At 71.3% G+C, this 20,513-nt stretch carries 21 protein-coding genes; 2 read left to right on the top strand and 19 right to left on the bottom strand.

Annotated features, from left to right (window positions below; genetic code table 11):
* Window positions 1-37: 37 nt before the first annotated feature.
* On the bottom strand, window positions 38-706 hold the full coding sequence (locus DFJ67_RS28055; protein WP_116070775.1) for an STAS domain-containing protein: 669 nt from the start codon (window positions 704-706) through the stop codon (window positions 38-40).
* Between the two features lie 259 nt (window positions 707-965).
* Here DFJ67_RS28055 and DFJ67_RS28050 point away from each other — a divergent pair, with 259 nt between their 5' ends.
* Window positions 966-1,442 (top strand): hemerythrin domain-containing protein, encoded by a 477-nt coding sequence (locus DFJ67_RS28050; protein WP_116070774.1) that lies wholly within the window; start codon window positions 966-968, stop codon window positions 1,440-1,442.
* 84 nt (window positions 1,443-1,526) lie between these two features.
* Here DFJ67_RS28050 and DFJ67_RS28045 read toward each other — a convergent pair whose 3' ends face one another.
* The 8 genes from DFJ67_RS28045 to DFJ67_RS28010 form a co-directional block, all read right to left on the bottom strand.
* Window positions 1,527-1,736, bottom strand: coding sequence for a CDGSH iron-sulfur domain-containing protein (locus DFJ67_RS28045; protein ID WP_116070773.1), 210 nt, complete (start codon window positions 1,734-1,736; stop codon window positions 1,527-1,529).
* Entirely contained in the window at window positions 1,733-2,677 is a 945-nt protein-coding gene (locus tag DFJ67_RS28040; RefSeq protein WP_239097663.1) for an iron-containing redox enzyme family protein, read from the bottom strand. The genes DFJ67_RS28045 and DFJ67_RS28040 overlap by 4 nt, the downstream gene beginning before the upstream one ends.
* A 134-nt stretch (window positions 2,678-2,811) precedes the next feature.
* A complete protein-coding gene (locus DFJ67_RS28035; protein ID WP_116070771.1) occupies window positions 2,812-5,052 on the bottom strand; it encodes a catalase in 2,241 nt (746 codons plus the stop codon).
* A gap of 84 nt (window positions 5,053-5,136) precedes the next feature.
* On the bottom strand, window positions 5,137-5,721 hold the full coding sequence (locus DFJ67_RS28030; RefSeq protein ID WP_116070770.1) for a DUF3618 domain-containing protein: 585 nt from the start codon (window positions 5,719-5,721) through the stop codon (window positions 5,137-5,139).
* Window positions 5,721-6,128 (bottom strand): phage holin family protein, encoded by a 408-nt coding sequence (locus DFJ67_RS28025; RefSeq protein ID WP_409363008.1) that lies wholly within the window; start codon window positions 6,126-6,128, stop codon window positions 5,721-5,723. Before DFJ67_RS28025 ends, DFJ67_RS28030 begins: the two co-directional genes overlap by 1 nt.
* Window positions 6,125-6,676 (bottom strand): M8 family metallopeptidase, encoded by a 552-nt coding sequence (locus tag DFJ67_RS28020; RefSeq protein WP_116070769.1) that lies wholly within the window; start codon window positions 6,674-6,676, stop codon window positions 6,125-6,127. Before DFJ67_RS28020 ends, DFJ67_RS28025 begins: the two co-directional genes overlap by 4 nt.
* Window positions 6,677-6,814: 138 nt before the next feature.
* A complete protein-coding gene (locus tag DFJ67_RS28015) occupies window positions 6,815-7,609 on the bottom strand; it encodes an RNA polymerase sigma factor SigF (RefSeq protein WP_116070768.1) in 795 nt (264 codons plus the stop codon).
* A 124-nt stretch (window positions 7,610-7,733) separates the two neighbouring features.
* On the bottom strand, window positions 7,734-8,738 hold the full coding sequence (locus DFJ67_RS28010) for an SDR family NAD(P)-dependent oxidoreductase (protein ID WP_116070767.1): 1,005 nt from the start codon (window positions 8,736-8,738) through the stop codon (window positions 7,734-7,736).
* 173 nt (window positions 8,739-8,911) lie between these two features.
* On the opposite strand from DFJ67_RS28010, the gene DFJ67_RS28005 reads away from it, so the two are divergent.
* Window positions 8,912-10,096, top strand: coding sequence for a zinc-dependent alcohol dehydrogenase (locus DFJ67_RS28005; RefSeq protein WP_116070766.1), 1,185 nt, complete (start codon window positions 8,912-8,914; stop codon window positions 10,094-10,096).
* A gap of 11 nt (window positions 10,097-10,107) precedes the next feature.
* Here the strand turns inward: DFJ67_RS28005 and DFJ67_RS28000 are convergent, their stop codons facing one another.
* Genes DFJ67_RS28000 through DFJ67_RS27955 form a run of 10 tightly spaced genes read right to left on the bottom strand, consistent with a single transcriptional unit; the run spans window position 10,108 to window position 20,501 of the window.
* Window positions 10,108-10,854 (bottom strand): SDR family NAD(P)-dependent oxidoreductase, encoded by a 747-nt coding sequence (locus DFJ67_RS28000; protein WP_116070765.1) that lies wholly within the window; start codon window positions 10,852-10,854, stop codon window positions 10,108-10,110.
* Window positions 10,855-10,867: 13 nt separating this feature from the next.
* A complete protein-coding gene (locus DFJ67_RS27995) occupies window positions 10,868-11,848 on the bottom strand; it encodes an alcohol dehydrogenase catalytic domain-containing protein (protein WP_116070764.1) in 981 nt (326 codons plus the stop codon).
* Window positions 11,848-12,894, bottom strand: coding sequence for a zinc-binding dehydrogenase (locus tag DFJ67_RS27990; RefSeq protein WP_170216011.1), 1,047 nt, complete (start codon window positions 12,892-12,894; stop codon window positions 11,848-11,850). The genes DFJ67_RS27995 and DFJ67_RS27990 overlap by 1 nt, the downstream gene beginning before the upstream one ends.
* 59 nt (window positions 12,895-12,953) lie before the next feature.
* Window positions 12,954-13,928, bottom strand: a complete 975-nt coding sequence (locus DFJ67_RS27985; RefSeq protein ID WP_170216010.1) for a zinc-dependent alcohol dehydrogenase — start codon at window positions 13,926-13,928, stop codon at window positions 12,954-12,956.
* A gap of 11 nt (window positions 13,929-13,939) precedes the next feature.
* A complete protein-coding gene (locus tag DFJ67_RS27980) occupies window positions 13,940-14,791 on the bottom strand; it encodes an SMP-30/gluconolactonase/LRE family protein (protein WP_170216009.1) in 852 nt (283 codons plus the stop codon).
* A complete protein-coding gene (locus DFJ67_RS27975; protein WP_116070760.1) occupies window positions 14,788-15,798 on the bottom strand; it encodes a class I mannose-6-phosphate isomerase in 1,011 nt (336 codons plus the stop codon). The genes DFJ67_RS27980 and DFJ67_RS27975 overlap by 4 nt, the downstream gene beginning before the upstream one ends.
* The gene (locus DFJ67_RS27970; protein WP_116070759.1) at window positions 15,795-17,264 is read right to left on the bottom strand and encodes a M81 family metallopeptidase; all 1,470 of its coding nucleotides are present in this window, start codon (window positions 17,262-17,264) and stop codon (window positions 15,795-15,797) included. The genes DFJ67_RS27975 and DFJ67_RS27970 overlap by 4 nt, the downstream gene beginning before the upstream one ends.
* Window positions 17,261-18,022: an SDR family NAD(P)-dependent oxidoreductase gene (locus tag DFJ67_RS27965; RefSeq protein ID WP_116070758.1), complete on the bottom strand. Its 762-nt coding sequence runs from the start codon at window positions 18,020-18,022 to the stop codon at window positions 17,261-17,263. The genes DFJ67_RS27970 and DFJ67_RS27965 overlap by 4 nt, the downstream gene beginning before the upstream one ends.
* Window positions 18,022-19,230 carry an enolase C-terminal domain-like protein gene (locus DFJ67_RS27960; protein ID WP_116070757.1) on the bottom strand — a complete coding sequence of 403 codons (1,209 nt, stop codon included), beginning with the start codon at window positions 19,228-19,230 and terminating at the stop codon, window positions 18,022-18,024. The genes DFJ67_RS27965 and DFJ67_RS27960 overlap by 1 nt, the downstream gene beginning before the upstream one ends.
* Window positions 19,227-20,501 carry an aspartate aminotransferase family protein gene (locus DFJ67_RS27955; protein ID WP_116070756.1) on the bottom strand — a complete coding sequence of 425 codons (1,275 nt, stop codon included), beginning with the start codon at window positions 20,499-20,501 and terminating at the stop codon, window positions 19,227-19,229. The genes DFJ67_RS27960 and DFJ67_RS27955 overlap by 4 nt, the downstream gene beginning before the upstream one ends.
* Between the last annotated feature and the right edge of the window lie 12 nt (window positions 20,502-20,513).

Genomic DNA, 20,513 nt, shown 5'->3' with positions numbered 1-20,513 from the left:
GCCGCCGAGACGTTCGAGGCTCAATGACGAGCCGAACTCACGCAGCGGTCGCCTTCGACGAACCCGTCACCCGGGAAAGCATCGGCTGGAAGCTGGCCAACGCCTGCTCGGTCACGTTGAGTCGCACGGCGTAATCGACGACCCACATGACCTGCGCCCAGTCGCCGTGCCACCGGCGATTGCGGGCCTCGCACTCAATCTCGAAGTCGCTGGGCCGGTCGTGCGACGACGCCCCTGTCGACGCCGGCAACGTCAGGAGTCCTAGGTAGAGGCCGTCGGCGTCGATGACAGCCATCCCAGCGGAGACCGCTTCGTCGATCGCACGGCCTTCCGCCGGCGCGCGGGCCGGGAGAGCGGGCCACGCCGCCGGCAGGTCGTGCCTCATCTCGGCAATGCCCTCCGCCGAGGTCAGGCGGAGCAGCCGGACCGTTTCGGCGCCGGGGCGGCACAACGTGGTGGTCGACCTGGTCGGGAGTGCGTGCACAACCCGGACCAAGAAGTTGACCAAGGTGGCACCGGCGAACGCGACGCCGCCGAGATCGATGAAGAGCCGCTGTGGCGCGTATCGGCGGAGGTGTCCGACGGCATCGTTCAGGGCTTCGACGCAGTCACCGTCGATGTCGCCGTCCAGACGCAGGAAAGCCTCGACACCGTCGGTGCCCAGGCAGAGGGAGAAGAACTCGAAGTCGTGCCGCAAGATCGCCATGTGCCCTGCCCTCGCATTCGAGCATGCGTCTTCGATGCATGAATGAATGCCGGGGTCCGGGGCATTTGTAGATGCGTTGTTGCGAGCGTAAGACTCCGGCGGGGACCCCGCAACCAACGTCATCACCAGCCCAGCCGACCGGCAATCTCGGCAATCGGGCGCTACCACCCGAGCCGGCCGTTTGGCTTTGGTTGACGTGGGGCAACTGACCCTGTGCTGGCGCACGTCCTGGCCAGGATGAGCTGATGAAAGGGTCACCATGGACGGCATCGTGCTGCTGAAAGACGACCACAAGACGGTCAACGCCCTGTTCAAGGAGTTCGAGAAGACACACGAGTCGGCGGATCCGTCGACCAAGCGCGCGCTCGTCAACAAAATCATCAAGGAACTGGTGACGCACGCCTACATCGAAGAAACGATCTTCTACCCGGCCGCCCGCGCAGGTGCCCCCGACACCACCGACCATGTGCTGGAGTCGGTCGAAGAGCATCACGTGGTGGCCTGGCTGCTCTCCGAGCTGGGCAGCGCCGACCCCAGCGACGAGAGCTTCGACGCCAAGGTGACCGTGTTGATCGAGAATGTGCGGCATCACGTCGAGGAGGAAGAGAAGGACTGGTTCCCCGACGTGCGCAAGGCGCTCGGCCGCAACCGGCTGGTCGAGCTCGGTGAGCAGATGGCCGCGGCCAAGGCCAAGGCACCGAGCGACCCGCTCAAGCTGATGTCGGCAGCGAAGTGAGCCGACCGCGCGGACAAGCATGACGTAGACGGCGAGGTCATCCGCGTCGCCGACCGCGGCGCGGATCCTCCTGATCTAGATGGGTCACCGCTCGCGAGTCGGTGCCCGGAAGCCGACCAGCTTGTGGCTGCCGTCGCAGAAGGGCTTGCTGGCCGACTTGCCGCATCGGCACAGTGCCACGGTGCCGCGGCCCGGCTCGATCCGCTCGCCGTCCGGCGTGAGGATCGCGAAGTCACCGCGGATCAACAACGGACCGTCCTCGTACGGGGTGACCGTCGCACCCGGCTCACTCATCGCAGCGTCCGCAACGAGCTGTGCCCGGCGTGCCACGCGTCGAGCATGTGGTCGGATGCCGCCGCGTCGACCGCCAGACAGCACGCGGCTCCGAACAGCACCTCCGCGGCGGCCGCCTTCTGGTCCGCCGCGGAGGAGACGTAGCCACCGCACAGGTCGACGGCCGCGATCTGTTCGTGCACGGCGTCGGCCTCGACATGCTCGTCGAAGAAGCGGGTCGCCGTGCGGTCGCCGCCGAGCCGGCGCAGCCCGTCGCCGTAGCGCCGATTCGGGATCGACGAGGTCATCTCGAACGCGGCCAGGTGGCCCACGAGCGCTCCCCGCAGCCGCCGGTGTAAACCGAAGAGTGAGATCACGTTGCTGGTCGAAAGCGTCACCGCCGGAACGGCGTTGACATGCGCGCCATACGTGCTGTCGACGCCGACACTGTCCATCATGGAGCGGAAGAGTTCGGCGTGCATCCGCTCCGGCCGGCCGCCGCCGTACTCGTCGACCTGGATCTCGACCAATGCCGCCTTCGCGCGCCCGGTCAGCCGTGGGATCCCCCACGTGTGTGGGTCGGCTTCCTTGAGGTGGTAGACCGAGCGGTGGATGACGAACTCGAGGAACTGGTCGCGGGTGGCGCGACGTTGCAGGAACCCGGACGCGGTCGCGCTCGGAACCCGGTCGTCGGCGCCCACCAGTGCGGCAAGGGCCTGCGGCACCTCGGTCACCGGCTCGTGCTCGGGGATCCGGTCGCGCAGGTCGGCCTCGAAGCGCTTCTCGAGACCGGCCCGCAGGGCCAGGAGCGACGGGTTCCATTCCCAGGCCTCGTCGACCTCGTCCCAGCCTTGATAGTGCAGTTCGTAGCAGACGAACAGCGCCAACTGCAGGTCTTCCTCGTCTGCGGTCTGGACGATCGGCACGACGTGCGGCGGCCGGCGCAAGCTGTCGATCAGCATCGCCGACACCGGTCCGCGGGGTTCTGGCAGCCTCATGTTTGTGGGTTCCCGGAGCGATGGAGATCAAACACCAGCGGTCCGCCAGCGTGGCTGCTGAGACAGCCGAGTGCGAAGGAGTCCAATGGGGCTTGCCATCAGGAGACCGACGCGGGGAATCGTTCCCATACGCGGTGCGCCGCGAGCAGCCGCGTGACGGCCGCGAAGGCCTCCGTGCCGGAGTCGGCGATGGTAACCCCGGGTGTGCCGGCCACGCCGGCCTGTTCGACGACGCTGCCGCCCGCGTCCCATGCACCGATCGCCTTGGCGTGCCGCCAGCATTCGTCGACCAGCAGGAGGATTCGCGGATCCACAGTGGCGGCCTTGTCGGCACCGGAGACGTCGGGGGCCGGCGCCGGCGCGGCGGCGAGCAGGATCGCGTCGTACTCGATCGACCGGGCGGTCGCGAACGTGCGTTGCACGGCCAGGTCACCCACCGTGCCGCCGTGCGGCGCGATGAGCAGCGGCAGCATGCCGGCGGCGAACACCTCGGCGCGCACCTGACCGACAGCGGCAAGGTCGGCGTCCGGGCCGACGACGATTCCGATGACGCGCCCGTCTCCCGGCCACTCCTGACCGATCTGGGACAGGGCAGCGCTGGGTGTGGCGTCGGCCAACTGAACGGTCGGCTCTGGCGCGGGCAGGCCCAGGCCGGTGGCGACCCGCGCGCACAGCGTGGGGTCGATGTTGGCCAGAGCTCGCAGCTGACGCTCCTTGAGCGGTTGTTCGTAGCACTTGGCCAGCTCGAAGGTGTATGCCGCGACGATGTGGTCCTGCTCGACCGGCGACATGCTCAGCCAGAACAGGCGCGCCTGACTGTAGTGGTCGTCGAAGGACGCCGGGTTGGCGCGCACCTTGGCCGCCTCGGCGACCCTGACCGGCACGTCGAGGAACGCGTTCTCCGCGTCGCCGGCCGGGAAGGGATTGCCGCCGTCGAGCGAGTTGGGCCGGTATGGCGCGGCACCCGCGTGCACGGCGTGCTGATGGAAGCCGTCGCGGAGCATGTCATTGACCGCGGCGTGCGGGCAGTTGATCGGGATCTGCGAGAAGTTGGGGCCACCCAGTCGGGTCAGTTGCGTGTCGACGTACGAGAAAAGCCTGCCTTGCAGCAGCGGATCGTTGGTCACGTCGATCCCGGGAGGCAGGTGGCCGACGTGGAAAGCGACCTGCTCGGTCTCCGCGAAGAAGTTCGTCGGCGTCCGGTTCAGAACCAGTTTCCCGATCGCCTGCACAGGCGCGAGTTCCTCGGGTACGAACTTGGTCGGGTCGAGCAGGTCGATGCCGTCGAAGGTCTCCTCCTCGGTGTCGGGGAAGACCTGGATGCCCAACTCCCATTCGGGGAAGGCGCCGGCCTCGATCGCGTCATAGAGGTCGCGCCGGTGGAAGTCTGGATCGATGCCGCTGGCGAGTTGCGCCTCCTCCCACACGAGCGAGTGCACGCCGAGCTTGGGCTTCCAGTGGAACTTGGCCAGCACCGTCTCCCCCGCCGCGTTGGCGAGCCGGAAGGTGTGCACCCCAAAACCCTCCATCGTGCGGTACGACCTGGGAATGCCGCGGTCGGACATGTTCCACATGGTGTGGTGCTGCGCCTCGGTGTGCAGCGACACGAAGTCCCAGAACGTGTCGTGCGCGCTCTGCGCCTGCGGGATCTCCCGGTCCGGATGCGGTTTGGCGGCGTGGATGATGTCCGGGAACTTGATGGCGTCCTGGATGAAGAAGACCGGAATGTTGTTGCCGACCAGGTCGAACGTGCCCTCGTCGGTGTAGAACTTCGTCGCGAAGCCGCGGGTGTCGCGGACGGTGTCGGCCGAGCCGCGCGAGCCCAGAACCGTCGAGAACCGCACGAAGACCGGCGTCTCCTTACCCTTCGCGAGGAAGCCGGCCCGGGTCATGCCGTCGGCGGTTCCATACCCGGTGAAGAAGCCGTGCGCCCCCGTGCCACGCGCGTGCACGACGCGCTCCGGGATCCGCTCATGATCGAAATGGGTGATCTTCTCGCGGAGGTGGTGATCCTGAAGCAGCGTCGGGCCGCGCGGTCCGGCCTTCAGCGAATGATCGGTGTCCCGCAGCCGCGCCCCCTGCGACGTCGTCAGGAACGCACCCTGCTGTCCGTTCGCGGTCGACGCGGCGCCGGTCTCCGCGCCGGTGGCGGTCCGCGTCTCCGGTGTGCCCTGCTCCGATTTCGGCGGGAGCGGATCGCGCGGTGACGTCGGCTCGTCGATCGTCGGCGGAGCGCTGCCCGGCCGGCCGGGGACATCCGGCGTCACGACCGCGGCAACCTTCGCCGCTGCTGACTTGACGGCGCTCTTGGCCGACTTGCGGGGCTTCCTGGCATTCATCGGGCGGAGTTCCTCCATCGCGGATGAGACTGCTGACAACGGGTCGGAGGACGTGATGCCACCGCACCACGCCCCTCCATGGACCTAGCGGCGAACTTCGTCGCGCGCTTCCTCGGCCCGAACCCTGACGTCGCTCGCGGCCGAACGGCCTTCGTCCTTGACGGTGGCCGTCGCGTCCTGGGCTGTTGACCGCACCGAGTCGACCGCGTCGTGGGCCGGCCCCTCGAGGTTGGTCTTCGCCTCGTCGACGAGATCCTTCGCCTCCGCCTTCAACGTGTCGGCGTGGTCGGCGACCTTGTCCTTCAGGGCACCGGCCGCCCGTTGCTCCCGCTCGCTGGCCGGCAACATCGACGACACGAGCCAGCCGAGACCGAACGCGACGATGCCGGCGGCCAGCGGGTTGCCCTGCGCCTTGCGGCGGATCGCCGCGGGGGCGTCGTGCACCGCGTCCGTGACGGTGGATGCGGCGCTGCCACCACGATCGGCGACATCGCTCGCCGTACCCATGACGGAGTGACGGACGTTGCGGAGCGCGTCGCCGGCCCGCCGCTTCCGGTCATTGACCATGCGACGCGGGCTCGCCTTGTAGGCCAGGGCGTCGACGTCCTCGCTGAGGCTGGAGCGAGTCTGTTCGATCTCGCGCCGGATCTGATCCGGATCGGTGCTCATCAGTAGCCTCCTGTGTCCGGCTTGAGGGCCGGGGGAATGTCTTTGACGGTCTCCGCGGTGCGGGAAAGTCCCCGCACCTCGCGCAGCTGGCCGCGGGCGACCACGAACATGGCAACGGCGACAACTGCCCACAGGACAGCCACGATCAGCGCGGCCCAGCCTTGGTCCATGACGTTGGACAACCCCCACCACAGTGCGATGGACGAGAACAGCAGGACCATGTAGCCGGCGAAGCCAGCGCCGCCGAACATTCCGGCGGCCTTGCCGGCCTTCTTCGCTTCGTCGCGTAGTTCGGCCTTGGCCAGCTCGACCTCTTGGCGGACGAGCGTGGACATGTCGCGGGTGACCTCGCCCATGAGGTCGCCGAACGAACGGTCCGCGGGTGTGCTGGATTCGGTGGTGGTCACGCCCGGGTCCCGGCACCCATGGCCGGGGCGTAACCGCCGTTGTCGGGCGCATCGGCCGTGACGCCGCGGGTCAGCCGGCCGGCGAGCACGCCGAGGACGGCGGCGCCGGCGAGGAAGGCACCGGGGTGCCGGCGGGCGAACTGCTTGACCTCGTCGACGACCTGACCCGGCTCGCGGGCCTCGATCCAGTCAGCGACATCGGAGATGCGGCCGGATGCCTGGCGGGCCAACTCGCTGGCCGGACCGTCCTGGCCGCCCTTGTCCGCCATCGACCTGATCTCGTCGCCGAGCGAACGGATGCCACCGGCGGCCCGCTTCTGCTGTGCGCCGGCCTGGTCGCGTAGCTGTGCGCGGGTCGTCCCGTAGAGGTCCCGGGCCTGACGGGCGGTCTCGTGTGCGACCTGGCCTACCTGGTCCTTGGCGGTCGAGACGACATCGCCGCCCGCGGCGGCCGCTACGCGACCGACGTCCGCGGCTTCGGACCTCGCCTTGTCGGTCGTTGATTGCTGGCCGTCGGACGGCGGCCAGGAGTTGACGGTGCCCGTCATCGCGGACCCTTCTTTGACGTGGAGCACCCTCGCTAACGGTGCCGATGGGAAGAGCGGTACCCGAGGGGCGGCAGGTCATGCGAGTCCGAAGAAGATAATTGCCGACAGACAACTTTGGTGCCGGATACCGCCGGGCGGCTACCCGTCGGACGGGTGGAGGTGGTCGCGCAGCGTGGCGAGGGCCCGGGCGATCAGGCGGGAGACGTGCATCTGCGAAATGCCGATCTCCTCGGCGATCTGCGTCTGGGTGCGGCTGCCGTAGAACCGCAGGATCAGGATCCGGCGGTCCCGGTCATCGAGCAGCCCGAACGCCGGCCACAGGACCAGGCGGTTCAGGATGTGCTCGAGGGAAGGATCGACCGCGCCGAGCAGGTCACCGAGCTCGGTGGCGTCGCTGCCGTCACCGACCGGCGTGGACAGTGACACCGCCCGGTAGGCGCGGATGCCGTCGAGCCCGTCGAGGACGCTTTCCTCACCCAGGCCGAGGTAACCGGCGATGTCGGCCACGGTCGGCGAGCGACCGAGCGTCTGGGTCAGGGTGGCGTCGGCCTTGGTGATCGCCAAGCGCAGCTCCTGGAGCCGCCGCGGCACCCGGACCGACCAGGTCCGGTCACGGAAATGGCGCTTGAGCTCACCGACGATGGTCGGGATCGCGAAGCCGGGAAAGTCTGTGCCGCGTTCGGCATCGAAGCGGTCGACGGCCTTCACCAGCCCGAGCGACGCGGTCTGGACGAGGTCGTCGGCGGGTTCGCCGCGACCCGTGTAGCGCTTGGCGAGGTGGCGCGCCAGCGGAAGCCAGGCCTCGATCGCCCGCTCCCGCGCTCTGGCCCGGCCCGGATGGTCGGCCGGCATGGCGGTCAGGGTGGCGAGAAGCGCGGTCGCCGTCGACGCGTGACCGGCGTCAGCGACCAGATCGGCAGCGGTGATGGCCATCGTTCTCCTGAGCCCGGTGCGACGGGGGAGCCAGTCCACCCGGGGTCCGGAGGCGAACGCGCCAAAGAGCATTAGTTGTTCCGGGGCAACCATAGCCGAACGGCCAGCCGATAGCTACCCGAAACTATGAGGCGCGGCTGACAGCGCCTCCGCGCCGCCGTGGCGCGTGCAGCCGCCGGCCCGCGGCCGCACCCGCGACCAGCGCCACGGCGGCGGCCGAGGCCGCGACGGGCCTGAGCCACTGCCGGCCCCACGACGCGGTGGTCGCCGCCTGTCCGGGCAGCGGTGCGAAGACGTTGCCGGTGTGCGCGGCGACCGGTTCGCGGGACAGTCCGCCCCGGCGCATGAGCGGGCCGACCAACGCGTCGTAGACCGCCGGCATCGTGGAGAACCCCACCCGGATCAACGGATTCGCCCAGCCGACCGAAACCGAGCGCCGAGGATGATCAGCCACCTTGAGGATGGCGGCGGCGACCTTCTCGGGGCGGTCGACCGGCGGCGGCGGCCGGCCGACCCGGCCGGCATAGTTGGCGGCGGTGCGATAGATCGGAGTGTTGACGCCACCGGGATCGACCAGGCACACCTCGATCGCCGGGGCGTCCCGGGTCTCCTGCCGGAGCACCCGTGCGAGGCCGCGCAGGCCCCATTTGCTGGTGATGTACGCGCTCATATAAGGCGCGGTGATGCTGCCGAGCAACGAACCACCCAGGACCAGCACGCCGGAGTCCTGCGCCCGGAAACGGGCCAGCGCCACGCGCGCCACCGCCGCCGAACCGAGCAGGTCGGTCCGCACGACACGGTCGAAGACGTCGGCGGGGACGTCTTCGAAACGCCCGTAGGCCATGACGGCCGCGGTGTGCACCCAGACGTCGATCCGGCCGAACGCGCCGACGGCCAGACCGCCGAGATCACGGACCGCCCTCGCGTCGTTGACGTCGACGGCTTCCACGATGACCCGCGCGCCGCGCGCCGCGCACTCGGCGGCGACCGTCTGCAAGGCGGAGTCCGACCGCGCGGCCAGGACCAGATGATCGCCACGGTCGGCGAACGCCAACGCGGTGGCACGGCCGATCCCGCTCGAGGCTCCGGTCACCACGACGACGCGGGAGTGCTGTGTGCGGGTTCCCATGCAAGAGGGGCTACCCGTGTCGCCGGATGTTACCCATTTCGGCGCAGCCCAGGGAGGTTTGACCGTTACGGGCGGAGATGGAGGGGCTGGCCGGGATTAGCCGCGCCGCCGATGGGCACCCTTTTCCTGGGACGCGGCCGGCAAGGGTCGCCGTGACGACGGGAGGCGCGCCCGTGAAGGCGCTGACGTGGCAGGGCACGGAGAAGGTCTCGGTCGAGTCGGCTCCGGACCCGCGGATCCAGGAGCCGACCGACGCGATCGTACGCATCACGTCGACCGCCATCTGCGGCTCGGACCTGCACCTCTACGACGTCCTCGGGATGTATCTCGACCCCGGTGACATCCTCGGCCACGAACCGATGGGCATCGTCGAGGAGGTCGGCCCAGAGGTCACCCACATCGCGCCCGGCGATCGGGTGGTGGTGCCGTTCAACATCTCCTGTGGCCACTGCTGGATGTGCGAACGGGGCTATTTCGCGCAGTGCGAGACGACCCAGGTCCGCGACGAGGGCAAGGGCGCGGCGCTGTTCGGCTACACCAAGCTCTACGGCCACGTCCCCGGCGCCCAGGCGGAGTATCTGCGGGTGCCACAGGCCCAGTTCGGACCCATCAAGGTTCCGGCCGAACACCCCGACGAGCGGTTCCTCTTCCTCTCCGACGTGCTCACCACCTCGTGGCAGGCGTTCCGTTTCACCGACGTCCCGCCCGGCGGCACCTGCGCCGTCATCGGCCTCGGTCCGATCGGACAGCTGACCGCCCGCGTCGCCCGCCACCTCGGTGCCGAGCGGGTCATCGCCGTCGACAACGTCCCGGAACGGCTCGAGATGGCACGCCGGCACGACATCGAGGTGATCGACACCAGAGCCGTCGACGACGTACCCGATGCGATCATGAATTTCACCGACGGGCGCGGTGCGGACGGCGTCGTCGACGCCGTCGGCATGGAGGCACACGGCTCACCCCTCCAGCACCTGGCGCAACGCGCCGCCGGCAAGCTGCCCGACAGCGTGGCCCGCGCCGCCATCGAGAGGTTCGGCGTCGACCGCATGGCGGCACTCAACACGGCCTTCGACAGCGTCCGCCGGGGCGGCACCGTCTCGATCATCGGCGTGTATGGCGGCCAGGCCAACCCGCTGCCCATGATGGACCTGTTCGACAAGGGCGTGACCCTCCGGATGGGCCAGGCGCACGTCAAACGCTGGGTCGACGAGATCATGCCCGCCCTGACCGGCGACGACGACCCGTTGGGCACCGAGGACCTCACCACCCACCAGCTCCCGCTGACCGAGGGCCCGCACGGCTACGAGATCTTCAAGGAGAAGCAGGACGGCTGCGTCAAGGTCGTCCTCAAACCGTGAGCCTGCCGTTCCTATCGGTAGACGAGGCCCGCGCCGACCTCGATGACCTGGCCGGTCATCCCACCGGCGCCGGCGGAGATCAGGAAGCGCACGGCGGCGACGAGGTCGTCAGGCACCAGCCGCCGCGGGATCGCCTGCGCCGCCTCGGTGATCGCGTCGATGTCGACGTCGGTCTCGCCACGGGTCACCGCCAGTTCGGCCTCACTCTCGGTCTTGATGGCGCCGGGCGACACGGCGTTGACGGTGATCCCGTCGGGACCCAACGTCCGCGCCAACGACCTGGTCAGTCCGACCAGGGCGGCTTTGCTCGACACGTACGACGGTCCCGATGGCCCGCCGAGCCGCACGGTCGCCGACGTGACGTTGACGATCCGGCCCCAGCCCCGCTCCCGCATGCCCGGCGCGAAAGCCTGTGCGAGCAGCATCGGCGCGGTCACGTTGACCGCGAAGGTCGCCTGCCACTCGTGCAGGGAAAGCCCGTCCAGGCGTACGTCGGAAGCGCGCGCGGCGTTGTTGACGAGGATGTCGGCCGCTCCCGCCCGTTCGCCGAGCGCGACGACGTCGGCCGCGTCGGACAGGTCGGCCTCCAGCACCTCGACCTTGGCCCCCGCGGCCCGGCAGCGGGCGGCGACCGCGGCGATCTCGTCCGGTGCGGCGAGGTGGTGCAGCAGCAGTTCGGTGTCGTCCGCGGCCAGGCCCACCGCGATGGCCGCGCCGATGCCGCGCCGGGCACCGGTGATCAGGATGCGTTTCGGCACGGTGCTCCCCCGCCTACGGTGTGATGAGCGTCTTGATGGTCTTACCCGACCGGACCAGCGTCAACGCCGCCTCGATGTCGTCGAGCCCGAAGGCGTCGGTCACCAGCGGGGCGAACCGGTCCGCGTGCCTGCGGATCGTCGCGATCGCCGGCGGGAAGCTGTGCAGGATCGCCATCGAGCCGACGATCGTGAGCTCGTCGGCGTAGACGCGGTAGGGCGAGATCGCCGCGGTCGCGAGCGGGTTTGCGACGCCGAAGACGAGCAGCGTGCCGGCCCGGTCGACGCAGGCCAGCGCCGCCTCGAAGGCGGCCGGGTTGCCGGTCGCCTCGATCACCCAACGCGCACGCAAGCCCTCGGCCGACCCGCACACCGCGGCGCCCGTCAACCGCGCGGCGAGTTCGCGGCGGGCCGGGTTGATGTCGACCACCGTGACCGGCCCGACGCCCTGGAGGTCGAGCAGGATCGCCAGCACCAGGCCCATCGTGCCGGCGCCGAAGATCACGGCCGGCTCGTCGGCCCGCGGGTTGAGCCGGCGCAGGCCGCGCACCGCGCACGCCACCGGCTCGGCCAGCGCCACCGCGTCGAGCGGGAAGTCGTCGCCGAGGCGGTGCAGGTTGGCGACCGGCACGGCGGTGAACTCAGCCCAGGCGCCTGGCCGCGTGGCGCCGATCGCACCCCACCGCTGGCACATGTTGCCCTGGCCGCGTCGGCAGGGGTCGCAGGCGCCGCAGTGCAGCGAGGGATCGACGGCGACCAGCTCGCCGACGGCGAACCCGGTCGCCGAACGGCCGACGGCGACGATCTCGCCCCACGGCTCGTGGCCCGGGACGAGCGGGAAGCGGTCGGTGCCCAGCTCGCCGTCGACCAGGTGCAGGTCGGTGCCGCAGATGCCGCAGGAGCGCACCTTGACGACCACACCGTCGGCGGCCGGGGACGGGTCGGCGACGGTCTCGACCGCCAGCCGACCGGGCGCGGTGACCAGGGCGGCGCGCATCAGTCGAAGACGATCAGGCCGCGGGTGGTGGTGCCGGAGCGCAGCGCGTCGTAGGCGGCGTCCATCTGCTCCGGACGCCACCGCTGCGAGACCATCGCGGCCAGATCGAGCCGGCCGGCGAGGTAGAGGTCGACGAGGTCGGGGAAGTCGACCGGCGGGTTCGAGGAGCCATATTTGGAGGCGATGATCCGGCGTTCGCCGTTGAGCAGGTGCCCGGGGTCGAAGGTGACCGTGGCGCCGTCGGGGTAGCCGGCGATCAGCACGCAGGTCCCCCGCGGCGCGAGCACGCCGACCGCGAGCGGAAACGCCGTGGCGGCACTGGTCGTCACGAACGCGTGGTCGACTCCCCCGCCGGTCAGGTCGCGAATCCGGTCGAGCGCGTCGGGCTCGCGCGCGTCGACGCAGTGAGTGGCGCCCATCCTGATCAGGGCGTCGAACTTGGTCGGCTCGACGTCGACGGCGACGATGGGAAAGGCCCCGGCGAGCGACCCGGCGTGCAGCGCGCTGATGCCGACGCCACCGCAGCCGACCACGGCCATGCTGTCGCCGGTGCGTACCCGTGCGGTGTTGCGGACCGCACCCACCCCGGTGGCCGCCGCACACCCGATCAGCGCGGCAAGATCAAGAGGCATGTCCTTGTTCACGGGTACGACGGCGCGTGCGCGGAGGACGGTGAACGGCGCGTTCGTGGCCGGTCCATAGTGGAACACTTCCCGGCCGCCGTGGTGGAACCGTGTCTCGCCGTCGGCCATCCGGCCCAGCGGCGGTTGACGCTGGCAGAGCGCGGGCAGGCCCTGGTGGCAGGTGCGGCACGCGTCGCAGCCGGGTGCCCACGACACGACGACGTGGTCTCCGGCGGCGACGGTGGTGACGCCCGGCCCGACCGACTCGACCACGCCGGCACCCTCGTCGCCCAGGATGATCGGCATCGGGATGGCGGCGTGCTCGCCGTCGATCGCGTAGAGGCAGCTATGGCACACGCCGGAGGCCGCCATCTTCACCCGCACCTCGCCCTCGCGCGGCTCGGCGACATCGACGTCAACCATCCGATGTGGAGTCCGGGCCCCGAACAACACGGGGGTGTTCACTCGCATCGCGCTTCCTCTCAGACAGCGGCCGGGCCGGCCAGGTGGATCTTGACCTCGTCGCCGGTCGTCGCCGCGCGCAGCGCGGCGACCGCCTCCGACAGCGGGTGGACGGCCGTGATCAGCCGCTCTACCGGCACTCCCCCGGCGATCAGCGACTCGGCGCGCGCGAAGTCGGCCGGCGTATACATCGCCGAGCCCGCGATCCGCACTTCCTGGTCCTGCACCGTCTCGATCGCGACCGTCAGCGGGCCGTGGCCGACGCCGACCACGACGACCGTGCCGCCCTTGACCGCCAGGTCGATGGCCGAGCCGAGCGAGCCGGCGCTGGCCACGCAGTCGAAGACCACGTCCGGACGGCCGTCGAGCGCGGCGCGGACGGCGTCCGGCACGGCATCGGGCGGCAGCGCGGCCGCCGCGCCGAGCGATAGGGCCAGCGCGCGCTTGCTCGCCACCGGATCGGTGACCACGACCTGCTCGGCCCCGGCGGCGCGGGCCGCCAGCAGCACCGACTGGCCGATCGAGCCGCCGCCGAGGACCGCGACGGTGGAGCCGGCCACGTCGCCGGCCGCGGCGACCGCGTGCACGGCCGTCGCGAGCGGTTCGATCATCGCGGCCGCCGCCAGCGAGACGCCGTCGGGCACCGGCGCGAGCGCGGCGGCCGGCACGACGAACGCCTCGGCGAAGGCACCCGGCGTGTGCGAGCCGACCCCGATCAGGGCGTCGCACAGGTTGGGCTTGCCGCGCTTGCAGTAGAAGCAGACCCCGCACGCGATCGCCGGCCGCAGGTAGACCCGCTCGCCGCTGTCGAGCACGCCGGAGGCCTCGTGGCCCGGTGCGATCGGATAGGGCAACCAGGGGTGTCCACGATGGAGGGTGTGCAGATCGGAGCCGCAGATGCCGGCGTACGCCGTGTGCACCAGCACCTCCCCCGGCCCGGCCGACGGCGTCGCGACCGTGCGGACCTCGACGGCCTCGGGTCCCGTGATCCACACCTGATGCATCGTCATCCCTCCGGAAAGGCGTAGCCGGGCAGGCCGGTGCGGCCGACGTCGAGCAGGTGCACCGCGCCACCCGGGCCGCCGGGGTCCGCGGCGGTGGTGACGGCCAGCACGTCGAGCCCGGCCGAGACGAACGCGCACGACGTCACGTTGCGTTCGGGCAGTGCGATCCGGTCGATCGGGTTGCCGGACGCGTCGAGGTGCAGCACGCAGTGCCCGCCCCAGACCGCGAGCCACAGGTCGCCCGTGCTGTCCACGGCCAGGCCGTCGGGAATGCCATCCACCTCGCGGTCCAGCGTGAGCAGGACCGTTGGTTGCCCGAACGGGTCGAAGGGGCCGCAGGACAGCGTTCCCGCACCGCTGTCGACGAAGTAGAACAGCGAGCCCGACGCGTTCCAGGCCAGCCCGTTGCCGTGCGTGACCCCGGTCCAGTGCCGCCGGACGTCACCGCCGGCCCCAAAAGACCAGAGCGCCGCCGCTGCCGGCTGTGAGCGATCGACCGTGCCGGCCCAGAGCCGCCCGTCGGGACCAACCTTGGCGTCGTTGAGCACGGCGCCGGGCGGGACCTGCGCCACCACGGTGGCCGTACCCGTGAAAGGGCCGTCCGGGACGCGCCAGAGCTCGCGGCCGACGGCCAGGAGCAGGTCGCCGCCAGCGCCTTCGGCGACCGCCGAGACCAGACCGTCGGTGACCGACCACGACTCGTGCCGGCCGTCGCGCAGGGCGTGCAGGTCCCCTCGGCCGGCGTCGACCCAGCGGATGCCCCGCTGCGAGTCGAGCCAGAGCGGGCTCTCGGCCAGGTCGCAGCCGGCGTCGACGACCTCGATGGTCGCGACCGATCGGGACGGCACGTTCACGGCAGCTCCGGTGGCAGGCAGACGATCGCCTCGGCGTTCCCCGTAAACGTCAGCGGGCCGGCCGACGCGGGGACGACCAGCGTGTCGCCCCGGGCGATCGGCATCGGCTCGGCTCCGGCAACGATGGCTCCGGCGCCGCCCGTCACGACGACGACCGCGAAGCTGGCGACCGGCAACGTCACGTCACCGCGCACCTGCCAGGCCCGAAAGAAGCTGTCGGCGTCGAACAAGCTGCGCAGGCCCGGCCCGAGCGACCGGGCGGCCGGCATGAGGGCGTCCAGGCGGTCGGCGTAGCCGTCAAGGTCGAAGCAGGACAGCGCGAGGTCCCAGCCGAGCCCGAGAGTGGCCGCGTCGGCGTCGACGCCGAACGCGGAATAGTCGGCGAGCACCGAGAACGAGGTCGGCTCCTGGAGTTCGACCACGAAGACGCCGGGGCCGATCGCGTGCGGCAGGCCCGCGGGCACGTAGAACACCTGGCCCGGCGCGACCGTCAGCGCGTTCATCGCGGCGATCATCGCGGCGGTGTCCTGATCCTCGATCCAGCGCGACAGATCGCCGCGGTCGACGGCGTCGCGCATGCCGAGCCAGACCTGCGCGCCGGGTGCGGCGTCCACGACGATCCAGCCCTCGGTCTTGCCGAACAGGCTGCCGAGGTGCCGCTGGGCGAAGTCGCGGGTCGGGTGGCAGTGCACCGGGAGCCGGACGCCCGCGTCGAGGAGCTTGACGAGCAGGGCCGGGTCGCCGCCGTAGGCGGCCGCCAGTCGCGGGCCGAGCCAACCTTCGGGGTCGGCCGCGACCAGGTCGGCGAGCGAGCCTTCGTCGGTCCGCGAGACGCCGGTGTCGGGCGGGAAGCCGGCGGGCAGAATCGCGGCCGGCAGCCGGGAGAGCGACGCCACCCAGTCTTCGGGGCCGGGTGCCGGCGGAACGCCGCGGAACGCGCTGATCCGCGCGCCGCCGTCGTAGTAGACCGGGACACGGTTGTCGTAAACCCGCAGCGGCGCGGTCATGTGTCGCCTCCGTCGAGGGGATAGAGCGGCCGGGGCGCGTGGGCGAAGGTGAGGTAGTCGAAACGGGGGGTGCTGGCCCCGGGCAGGTCGAGCAGCACGGCGCGGCGGTAGAGCCCCCGGAAACCCGCGCGGTACATGGTCGCGGAGCGCACGACGACCACGTCGGCGTCGGCCGGCTCGAGGCCGACGTGGCGATAGCCGGCCGGGTCGAAGGTGGGTGCCGGCCGCTCGGTGACGAGTACGGTCAGGCCGGTGCCCGTATCGACGGTGGCCCAGCGGCCCATCGCGATCGGCTGCCCGGTCATCGAGTCGCCGGTGAGCACGACCGGGCTGTCACCGGTGCGCGTGACGACTCCGCTCAGGCGAGCGGACGCCGACCAGCGCGGGTCCAGGGTCGCGCCGACGCTGGTCACGACCCGGCCGCCGGCGCCGCTGGCGAAGCAGGCCGCGACGGCCGGCGCGTCGACGACCGTCGCCAGGCTGCGCAGCCGGCTCGCCAGCAGTGCCGCCACGACCGTCGCGCTGTCGGCGGTCGCGCCGGAGGTCGGCGAGTCGGCGGACTGCACGAGCAGCACCGGGCCGCCGCCCGGCTCGATGCCGGCAATCGCGTCGGGCACCGGAACGGGGTCGACGGCGAACTCCGCCCGGACCGCCCACGCCTCGCCGACCAGCCGGTCCGCGAGTGCGGCCGCCGCGGCTGGGGCGCCCGCGTGGGTGACCGTCACACCGAATCCGAGTTCGGGTACGTCGAGCCAGGGCTGGACCGGGAACAGCGACACGTCGAGGATCGGCCCGGCGGTCGCCGCGTCCGCGAGTGCCCGCAAGCGCCGCATCGGCTGGTCGGCGATCGCCATCGACTCGGCCGGCACGAGCATGGGCCGCTTCGCGAGCACGGTCCCGATGCGCTCACCGCCGCGCAGCAGGCGCAGGGCGAGGTCCGCGCCGCGCCGGCCCGTGTCGCCCTGGTCGACATGGGGGTAGGTGTGGAACCCGATCAGCGCGTCGGCGGCGGCCACGACGCGCGCGGTGACGTTGGCGTGCAGGTCGTGTGTGACCACGACCGGCACGCCGGGCGGCAGCGCGGCCCGGGCCGCCTCGACCAGGTGGGCGTCGGCGTCGAACTCGCCGGCGGCGGTGAGCGCGCCGTGCAGGCACAGCACGAGCGCGTCGACGGGGCCGGCGGCGACGAGGTTGTCGACCAGCAGCGCGCGCAGGTGCCGGAGCGCGGCTTCCTCGAGCACGCCGCCCGACATCGCCCACGCGCGCACGATGGCGACGCCCTCGACGCCCTCCTCCGCGAGGCGGGCGAGGGCGCCGGCGATCTCGGTGTTGGTGCCCTCGCTGCGCCCGGCCGCCGCGGCGCCGACCCAGAGGCCCTGCGAGGTGAAGTCGTCCATGGCGGACGGTTGTGGGGAGAACGTGTTGGTCTCCTGGATGATGCTCGCCACCGCGACCCGCAGCGTCATGGCATCACCCAGCCGCCGTCGACCACCAGCACCTGGCCGGTGACGAACGCGGCGTCGTCGCTGAGCAGGAAGCCGGTCGCCCCGGCCACGTCGTCGGGCTCGCCGCGCCGGCGCAGCGACTGGAGGCCGGCCATCATGGCTTCGATGTCGGCCGGGTCGCCGTAGACCGCCTCGGACGGGGTGCGGATGGCGCCGGGGGCGATCGCGTTGACGCGTACCCCTTCGGGACCGACCTCGCGGGCCAGCGAGCGGGTCAGGCCGATCAGGGCCGCCTTGGAGGTGACGTAGGCGAGGTTTCCGGTCCGGCCCAGCAAGGGCGTGACCGACGACATGACCACGACGGCACCGTGCCCGGTCGCGACCAGGTCGTCGTAGGCGGCCTGGACGCAGAGGAACGTGCCGGTGACGTTGACCGCCAGCGTGGCCGACCAGTCGGCGGCGGTCAGCGTGCGCCAGTCGCGCTGCCCGGCCACGGCGGTCGCCGCGTTGCAGACCAGCCCGGAGATCGGGCCGAGGCGCGCGCGGACCTCGCCGACACACGCCGCGACCGCGGCGGGGTCCGAGATGTCGGCCGCGACAGCGATCGCGGTGCCGCCGGTCGCCGTGATCCCGTCGGCGACCTCGGCGGCCTCATCCGCGTCTTCGGGCAGGTGGTGGACGGCGACGGCGGCACCGTCGGCGGCGAGCCGGGCGGCGATCCGCGGCCCGATCCCACCGGTGGCGCCGGTGACCAGGGCGACCCGGCCCGACAGACGCATCAGAACCTCGGGAACTTCGCGCGGAACGAGGTCTGCGCGGCGTCGGCGAACTCGCTGCCCTCGCCGACCTTGCGGTGGTGCGCGGCGTAGAAGCGCAGCTTCTCCTGGTCGATCTCGACACCGAGACCGGGCCCGGTCGGCACCTGGAGGCAGCCCTCGCGAAACACGAACGGCGTGGTGATGATGTCGTCGGCCTGCTCCGGCAGGTGCGAGTCGATCGCGTGGCTGACCATCGTCTCCGCGCCGGCCAGGTGGAGCACGGCCGCCGTGGAGATGCCCAACTCGCGGTCGCTGTGCAGGCTCAGGCCCAGGTTGAACGTCTCGCAGATCTTGGCGAGCTGGAGCACCGCGCTCGGGCCGCCCCAGAAGTGGATGTCACCGAGGATCACGTCGACCGCGCGGGCGCGTACGGCCAACGGGATCTGCTCGAAGGTGACACAGCACATATTGGTCGCCAGCGGCACGGGTGTGCGCTCGCGGACCAGCGACATGCCCTCGATGCCCCAGGTCGGGTCCTCGCAAAACTCGAGCCCGAAGTCGTTGATCTCGTTGAGCACCCGGACGCTGGTCTCCACCGACCACACCGCGTTGGGGTCGAGCCGCAGGTTGCGGAGCCGGTCGCCGAGCCGCTCCCGCATCAGCCGGACGGAGCGGATCTCCTGCACCGGTTCGAGCACGCCGTTCTTGAACTTGATGTCGCGGAACCCGTGTGTCTCGAAGAGCTCCTCGGCGTGGTCGGCCGCGTCCTCGGCCAGGTCGCCGCGGCCGATGTCGGTCGGCGAGGCGTAGCGGTAGAAGACATACGCCGCGAACTCGACGCGCTCGTTCTCGATCCCGCCCCACAGGTCGCCGCAGCGCTTGCCGAGCGCCTTGCCGGTCAGGTCCCAGCACGCCATCTCCAGCGCCGCCCCGGCGAGCTTGGCCGCGCCGACCAGCGCGAGCTGCTCGCTGGTCATCCGGAACACGGAGAACCGGCGGGTGATCCGGCCGACCTCCAGCGGGTCGAGCCCGATGTAGAGGTCGCGGTGCAGCTCCAGGGCGCGGACCACTTCGTCGCCGCCGCGGGTCTCGCCGATGCCGACCAGGCCCTCGTCGGTGATCAGCTCCACGATGACCCGGGTGGTCGACACTTCGACGCCGAACGACCAGCGCAGCGGGCGCTTCAACGGCACGGTGACCGGGGTGGCCCGGATGTCGACGATCTTCATCGCGACCCCTTCAGCACGTCGTGGACGGCGGACAGGGTCGCGTCGACGTGGTCGCCGTGGCTGGTCGAGACGAACCAGGTGCCTCGCGGCAGGACGCGTACGCCGTGGTGGAGCAGGTCGGCGGCGAAGTCGACGTAGGCGGCGCGGTCGGCCTGGAGCGCTTCGCGGTAGTCGCGCGGCCGCACCGTGCCGAAGCGCACCTGGAACACCGCCGGATAGCCGACGATCCGCACCTCGACACCCGCGTCGGCGAACTCCTTGCGCAGCCCCTCCATCAGCGCGGTGCCAACCGGGCCGATCGTCTCGTAGGGCCGGCCGCTGGCGATCTCGGTCAGCGTGGCGAGCGTCGCCGCCATCGCCACCGACTGGGTGTTGTAGGTGCCGCCGTGCACGACCCGATCGGCGACCAGGTCCATATAGGACCGCTTGCCGACGACCGCGGCGACCGGGAAACCGTTGGCGAGCGCCTTGCCGAGCACGGTGAGGTCGGGTGTCACGCCGAACTCCTGCTGTGCGCCGCCGGGCCCGATCCGGAAGCCGGTGATCACCTCGTCGAAGATCAGCAGGGTGCCGCTCGCGTCGCAGGCCTCGCGGACCGCTTCGAGATATCCGGGCAGCGGCAGGATGCCGGCGTTGTTGAACATCACCGGCTCCATGATCACCGCTGCGACGTCGCCGCGGGCCAGCCGTTGGCGGACCAGGTCGGCGTCGTTCCACGGCAGCACCGCCAGGTCGACCGCGGGCTGCTGGCCGAGCGAACTGGCCACCGGGACCGGCGCCTCGGCCGGGCCGGCCTCCTCCAGCGTGGGCGAGACGCTCCACATCACGTTGTCGAACCAGCCGTGGTAGTGGCCCTCGAACTTCAGCACCGTCGAGCGGCCCGTGGCCGCCCGCGCCACCCGCAGGGCCGCCTGCACGGCCTCGCTCCCCGAGACCGAGAACCGCACCAGCTCCGCCGACGGGACGAGTTCGGTCAGCAGGCGGGCGGCCGCGTATTCGAGGTCGGTCTGGCCGGCGACCAGGATGCTGCGGTCGAGCTGGGCCCGGACCGCATCGACGACCGGCGCCGGACGGTGGCCGAGGAGCATCGGCCCCATGCCGAGGAAGTAGTCGACCAGGCGGTTGCCGTCGACGTCGGTGAGGATCGCGCCGTCGGCCTCGGCGAAGACGAGCGGGTGTGGGCGGATGCCGGACCGGAAGGCGCTGTTGACCCCGCCCGCGACGATCGCGGACGCGGCCTCTATCCGTTGGCGGGAGACGTCGAACTTCATGGGGTGGCTCCT

Origin of the sequence: Asanoa ferruginea (assembly GCF_003387075.1) — a bacterium.
Lineage (GTDB): Bacteria > Actinomycetota > Actinomycetes > Mycobacteriales > Micromonosporaceae > Asanoa > Asanoa ferruginea.
This window is presented reverse-complemented; position numbering and strand designations above follow the sequence as displayed.

Excerpts from the sequence above, each read along its gene's own strand:
- DFJ67_RS27960 (WP_116070757.1), bottom strand. The coding sequence starts at position 19,230 with ATGAAGATCGTCGACATCCGGGCCACCCCGGTCACCGTGCCGTTGAAG.
- DFJ67_RS28020 (WP_116070769.1), bottom strand. The coding sequence starts at position 6,676 with ATGACGGGCACCGTCAACTCCTGGCCGCCGTCCGACGGCCAGCAATCA.
- DFJ67_RS28040 (WP_239097663.1), bottom strand. The coding sequence starts at position 2,677 with ATGCTGATCGACAGCTTGCGCCGGCCGCCGCACGTCGTGCCGATCGTC.
- DFJ67_RS27995 (WP_116070764.1), bottom strand. The coding sequence starts at position 11,848 with ATGCGCGCCGCCCTGGTCACCGCGCCCGGTCGGCTGGCGGTCGAGACC.
- DFJ67_RS28010 (WP_116070767.1), bottom strand. The coding sequence starts at position 8,738 with ATGGGAACCCGCACACAGCACTCCCGCGTCGTCGTGGTGACCGGAGCC.
- DFJ67_RS28030 (WP_116070770.1), bottom strand. The coding sequence starts at position 5,721 with ATGAGCACCGATCCGGATCAGATCCGGCGCGAGATCGAACAGACTCGC.
- DFJ67_RS27955 (WP_116070756.1), bottom strand. The coding sequence starts at position 20,501 with ATGAAGTTCGACGTCTCCCGCCAACGGATAGAGGCCGCGTCCGCGATC.
- DFJ67_RS27970 (WP_116070759.1), bottom strand. The coding sequence starts at position 17,264 with ATGACGCTGCGGGTCGCGGTGGCGAGCATCATCCAGGAGACCAACACG.
- DFJ67_RS27990 (WP_170216011.1), bottom strand. The coding sequence starts at position 12,894 with ATGGTTGACGTCGATGTCGCCGAGCCGCGCGAGGGCGAGGTGCGGGTG.
- DFJ67_RS28050 (WP_116070774.1), top strand. The coding sequence starts at position 966 with ATGGACGGCATCGTGCTGCTGAAAGACGACCACAAGACGGTCAACGCC.
- DFJ67_RS28015 (WP_116070768.1), bottom strand. The coding sequence starts at position 7,609 with ATGGCCATCACCGCTGCCGATCTGGTCGCTGACGCCGGTCACGCGTCG.
- DFJ67_RS28045 (WP_116070773.1), bottom strand. The coding sequence starts at position 1,736 with ATGAGTGAGCCGGGTGCGACGGTCACCCCGTACGAGGACGGTCCGTTG.
- DFJ67_RS28035 (WP_116070771.1), bottom strand. The coding sequence starts at position 5,052 with ATGAATGCCAGGAAGCCCCGCAAGTCGGCCAAGAGCGCCGTCAAGTCA.
- DFJ67_RS27965 (WP_116070758.1), bottom strand. The coding sequence starts at position 18,022 with ATGCGTCTGTCGGGCCGGGTCGCCCTGGTCACCGGCGCCACCGGTGGG.
- DFJ67_RS27975 (WP_116070760.1), bottom strand. The coding sequence starts at position 15,798 with ATGACCGCGCCGCTGCGGGTTTACGACAACCGTGTCCCGGTCTACTAC.
- DFJ67_RS28055 (WP_116070775.1), bottom strand. The coding sequence starts at position 706 with ATGGCGATCTTGCGGCACGACTTCGAGTTCTTCTCCCTCTGCCTGGGC.